The sequence below is a fragment of the Mesorhizobium sp. B2-8-9 genome (genome assembly GCF_006439475.1).
GTDB lineage: Bacteria > Pseudomonadota > Alphaproteobacteria > Rhizobiales > Rhizobiaceae > Mesorhizobium.
In genome coordinates this window covers 1-5,031 of sequence record NZ_VFTQ01000064.1, presented here as the reverse complement: position 1 = coordinate 5,031, position 5,031 = coordinate 1, and the positions used below count along the sequence as shown (strand labels likewise).

4 protein-coding genes and 1 pseudogene are annotated in these 5,031 nt (G+C 63.3%); 2 read left to right on the top strand and 3 right to left on the bottom strand.

Annotated elements, in window-relative coordinates:
* Nucleotides 1-244 (top strand): hypothetical protein (locus FJ423_RS33935; RefSeq protein WP_210239593.1); only part of this gene is annotated, 244 nt, incomplete at its 5' end.
* A 432-nt stretch (nucleotides 245-676) separates the two neighbouring features.
* Nucleotides 677-1,015, top strand: a complete 339-nt coding sequence (locus FJ423_RS33275) for a response regulator (protein WP_181174990.1) — start codon at nucleotides 677-679, stop codon at nucleotides 1,013-1,015.
* 7 nt (nucleotides 1,016-1,022) lie between these two features.
* Here FJ423_RS33275 and FJ423_RS33270 read toward each other — a convergent pair whose 3' ends face one another.
* The 3 genes and pseudogenes from FJ423_RS33270 to FJ423_RS34525 form a co-directional block, all read right to left on the bottom strand.
* Nucleotides 1,023-4,193: a CheR family methyltransferase gene (locus FJ423_RS33270; RefSeq protein ID WP_140848019.1), complete on the bottom strand. Its 3,171-nt coding sequence runs from the start codon at nucleotides 4,191-4,193 to the stop codon at nucleotides 1,023-1,025.
* A 267-nt stretch (nucleotides 4,194-4,460) separates the two neighbouring features.
* Entirely contained in the window at nucleotides 4,461-4,769 is a 309-nt protein-coding gene (locus tag FJ423_RS33260; RefSeq protein ID WP_246680388.1) for a DUF2285 domain-containing protein, read from the bottom strand.
* A gap of 172 nt (nucleotides 4,770-4,941) precedes the next feature.
* Nucleotides 4,942-5,031 (bottom strand): annotated as a pseudogene (locus FJ423_RS34525) (DUF736 domain-containing protein); the annotation flags it as partial.

Genomic DNA, 5,031 nt, shown 5'->3' with positions numbered 1-5,031 from the left:
GCGCGACGCGCCATTGCGGCATAGGCGGTCGAGGCTTCAGCCGTCCTTCGGCCAGATCAGCCCGTTCGAGAGGTCGTCGGTGCGCTCTGCGAAATGGAAGACGGGGACGATGGGTTCATTTGCCGCTAAAGGAGATGGTGTGGACCGTCTCGCCGGTGCTGATGTCACCAAGGCCTGTCATGTGCTGCATCAGAGCCTGATCCATCCGGCGATCGCGGAGTGGATCGGCCTCGGCTACGCGTGATGACTGGTAATGCCGTTGCTGGATTCATCGAAGCTGGTCCAGACACGCGCTCCAATGCCGGCTTTTGCTATTGAGCGCCCGTGTATAGCGGACATGTCATTGGGGCCGACGCCAGACGGTCTCGCCTTGCTGGTGGCCTTGAGAAAGCGGACCGGCTTGTTGCCTGGCTCCTGGCCTGCGGCTTCTCCGGCGGAGGAGACGGAACCGGGGTCCAACGTTCTCCAGATGAAGCCAGCGGACATGCTCAATCATTTACCTCGAAAACTATGTCTAGACCAAGTTCGTCCTAGATAGTTTCGATGTCGCCAGCAGCAGTTCATGGTAGCGACGGCTGGCCTACGAACGTGGGAACTTTCTTGGGGCGACGTGGTTAGTTTCCTTTGGGGGCAATGGGACGTGGGTTCAATTGAAAATCGAAAACCACGAATCCTCGTGATCGAGGACGACCTCTTCATCGCAATGGATGTCGAGTACATGGTCGGCGAGTGCGGCTGCGTGCCTGTAGGGCCGGTCTCCAACGTCGAGGCAGGGCTGTCGGCAGTGCGGCAGAACGACCTTGACGGCGCGGTCCTCGACGTGAACCTCGGCGATGAGCGCGTCTGGCCGGTCGCCGATCTGCTTCACGAGCAGGGCGTTCCTTTCATCCTCGCGACCGGTTATTCCAGGGTGGAAGTGCCCGAGCGTTTCAAAGAGTGCCAGGTTCTGCACAAGCCGCTGACGGAGGCCGATCTCTTTGCTGCGCTCGACGCGCTCGGTCTCGCGCGGCGATGAGAGGGCCTCAGCGATTTTCATCGCGATCCATCAACATGGCCTTCGCAGGCGCGACTATAACGCAGCGGTAGCCAGCGGAGGGAAACTCATGCTGGCAGGTGCCACGAAGTTCGTGCTGGGTAGACCGCGAGACGAAGTTGAGGCCGAAACCATTGCTCTTCGGCGGCGCAACGGGCGGCCCGCCACTTTCCGCCCATTCGATCCTCAGCTCGTCGCCGTCGGTCGTGACCCGAGTCCAGTTCAGCGAAACGCGTCCCGCCCCGGTGGACCACGCGCCGTACTTCGACGCGTTCGTGGCGAGCTCATGCAGGATCACCCCGAGCCCGACCACGACCTGAGGCTTCAGGTGGACCTCGGGTCCTTGGAGGCTCAGCCCGTCGAGCCCCTCGCCGACAAAGGGGGACAGGACGGCGCCGACAAGGTCATGCAGCTTGGCGCCCTTCCAGTCGCCGCGCGAGAGGATGTCGTGCGACGCGGCCATCGCGTGTAGCTGGCCTGTGAGCACCTTGTGTATCTCATCCTTCGTCTCTGTGTGTTGGGCCGCCTGACGGATCATGGACTGCACACTGGCCAGATTGTTCTTCACCCGATGGTTCAGCTCGGACACCATGTCCGAGAGCCGCTCTTCAGACCGCTTGCGCGCGGTGATGTCGATGAATGTGAGAACAGCACCCTGAATCACGTCGTTCTCGTCGCGATAGGGCAGCATGCGCATGATCAGCGTCTGGGGCTCGCCGTTTCGCGCCTCGACCTCCTTCTCGATCTGCTCCCCACTGCGGATGACTTCCGCCACCTGCTCCTTCAGGGATCCGAGCTCGACGCCGCCGGCGAGTTCGTCCAGCGGCCGCCCCATGTCGTGGTCGCGCAGTCGGAACAGCGGCTTGGCGGGCGGCGTGAAGTTGCGGATGCGAAACTCCGCATCGAGAAAGAGCATCGCTATACGGGTGTTAGAGAAAAGGTTTTTCAGGTCGCTGTTGGCGCGGCTCTGCTCCTCGACCCGCGTCGAAAGCTCATTGTTGACCGTGCGAAGCTCCTCATTGATCGATTGCAGTTCCTCCTTTGAGGTTTCCAGTTCCTCGTTCGAGGACTGCAGTTCTTCGTTTACCGACGAGAGTTCTTCGTTAGAGGCCCGAAGTTCCTCGTTTGAGGTTTCCAACTCCTCCAGCGTGCTCTGCAGCCGTTCCTTCGTCGTCTGAAGCTCCAGCTCCAGTGCACGCACGAGTTCCTCGTCGCCTCCTCGCTGCCTTGCCCGCTCGGTGGTCTGCGCCATCGCGGCGGCTCCCGCCTGAAAGACGAGGAGACAACGGCGTTCGCTCGCGTCGGCCCCGGTCAGCGGCTCCACGATCAGCGTCAGGTAACGGCGCTCGTCGTCATGGCCCACGATTAGATCGTCGCGCACGAACCGCTCGCCCGAGGTCAGCACCTTCGCGACGGCCGCCTTGATGTCCACGGCCAGTTCGGTGCGCGCCATCGCGGCCAGATTCGCCTTCGGCCGGCCGCGCGGCAGCTCGAGGAAAGCGCCGGTGCCCGTCGAAGCATCGAGGATCTCGAAATCGCCATCGACGATGACATAGGCTGGCGTATAGCGCTCAAGCAGTTTTTGCGCAGTACGGAATGCCGGATCGGTTACGCCAGGTTTCGTGGCGACATCCTGCCGTTGCATCTCCCGACGATTCTCGCCGTCACCGCCGGCAATAGGAAATTCGGGCAGCCGCGCGGTCTCGCCGATCCGGCGGAAGATACGGTGCTTCCGGTCGAATTCACCGAAGAGCTTGTCATGCCCCGCGTTCTCGGCAGGGCCGAGGAACAGGAAGCCACCGGGCCGGAGCGCGTAATGGAATACCGGCATCAGCCGCTTCTGCAATCCCGGGTTCATGTAGATCAGCACATTCCGGCACGAGAGCAGGTCAATGCGCGAGAACGGTGGGTCGCGCAGCAGGTTGTGCTGGGCGAACAGGCACATCTCGCGGAGTTGCGGACGGATCGTGTAGTGGCCATCCTCTTTTTCAAAGAACCGCTGCAGCCGCTCCTCGTTGACATCGGCGGCGATGCTGTGCGGATAGCGGCCGATACGGGCGAAATGCAGGGCGGCCTCGTCGATATCGCTGCCGAAGATTTTCACCTCCGGCGGGCTCTCCATCTGCGCCCGGGCCTCCTGAAACAGGATCGCCAAGCTGTAGGCCTCCTCGCCCGTGGCGCAACCCGGAACCCAGACGCGCACCTCATCGTCCTCGGTCTTTTCCTCCATGATCGGGCCGAGTACCTTCGCGGCCAGCGCCGCGAACCAGTCGGTGTCGCGGAAGAACTGGGTGACCCCGATCAGCAGATCGCGGAACAGGCGCTCGGGTTCCCGGCGGTCGTCGCGCATCAGGTCGACATAGGCGGACAGCGTGTCGATGCCATGAATCTGCATGCGCCGGCGGATGCGCCGGTCGATCGTGCTCGACTTGTAGTCCGTGAAATCGTGGCCGGTGGCGCGTCGAAGCACGTTACAGATCTCGCGCCTCTCGCCATCTTCGACCTCGACATCGCGCGCTATGGGCTTGCGCCGTACGAGGAAGTCGGTGAAGAGCCCGGGCATTTCGGCGACGTCGACCTCGCGATCGACGAGGCCGGTGCGCGTGGCGCTCAGCAGCATGCTGTCGTATTCGGCGGTCTGAAGCGTCTGGGTCAGCGTCAGACCGCCCGCCTCCTTCACCGCCTTGAGGCCGAGAGTCCCGTCAGTGCCCGCCCCTGACAGAAGGGCGCAGCCGCTATGCTCCCCCTGATCCTCGGCGAGCGAGACAAGAAAGGCGTCGATGCTGGTGCGCCGCGCGAGCGGGTCGCCGTCCTGCGCGGAGCGCAGCACGCCCTCACGGATCGTCATCACTTGCCCCGGCGCGATCAGATAGATTTTGTCAGCCTCGATGCGCGTGTCGTGCGTAACCTCCGCCACTGGTAAGTCTGCCTTGCGCGCAAGAATGCTCGCGAGTTCGCTCGGCCGATCCGGCGCCATGTGCTGGATAAGCACCCAGGCGATGCCACTGTCCGCCGGTATGTTGCTGACAAGGCTCTGCAGAGCGGCCACGCCTCCGGCCGATGACCCGATGCCCACAATGGGGGGCATGTTGTTCTTCGCTTTCGCTTCAGCGGTATCGTCGGCAGGCCTATCGCCGTGGTTGGGGGGTGCCCCTGCCATGTTCTTGCCGTCCTTGTTGGCGTCGTTTCCAGCCTATAGATGTTTCCCTTCGGCTGCGACCCCCGGCCCGACAGCGGCTGTCGGCCAGCACCTCGTGCACGGACGGGGTTTCCGCGGCGAAGGCTGTCTCCCGGACCGGGAAACAGTCGCCCCGCGGGCGGGCTGGCCAAACTCCTGGGCAATAAGTGGACAAGGCGGCGGGGGGAAAGCCTCAGGAGCGGCGCCGTCGCGCGCGAAGCGATTGGCGATGGCCGCGCTCGACCATCTTCAGGCCGTCGCGCACGAGACGATGCGTCTGATGTCGAAAAGCCGAGTCGTGCCAGTCGGCGGTGCTGACCAGTCGGCGACCGAACAGGCGCTCGCGACTTGCTCTTCCAGGCCATCGAGGCATCGCAACATGTGGCCAAGGCGCCGGCGCTGCACCGCAGTCAACCGCGCGTCGGGAACGTGTTGCCTGTGGATCGAGCCGATGAACCGCTCGATGACCTGCAGCCGGTCGTGTGCCATGTCGTCGAACGGAATGATGGCGGTAAGCGGTTCCCTTGGCTTGGCTTCGCCAAAAAGCGCCAGTTGCATGCCGCCCGACCGCATATGAAGGCCGACCTAGTGACGCCGGCTTAGGTCCAGCGGTATGTCGAAGGCGCTGTCCTCCCGCGTTCCCCTCGCTACAATCAAGCGATCCTAGGCGAGCTTGCGCAATCACCGGCAGGAGACGCCTCACCCGGTACCGGGTGAGGCGGCTGCCAAGTCACTCGCTATTACGGCGGTTGGGGCGGGACCAGATGAGGCTGTGGCCCTCGCCTTCCTCGTCGGCGAAGAGGTTGGCGTAGATCGGAGC

Coding starts and splice junctions, on each gene's coding strand:
- FJ423_RS33270 (WP_140848019.1), bottom strand. CDS start 4,193: ATGGCAGGGGCACCCCCCAACCACGGCGATAGGCCTGCCGACGATACC.
- FJ423_RS33260 (WP_246680388.1), bottom strand. CDS start 4,769: ATGCAACTGGCGCTTTTTGGCGAAGCCAAGCCAAGGGAACCGCTTACC.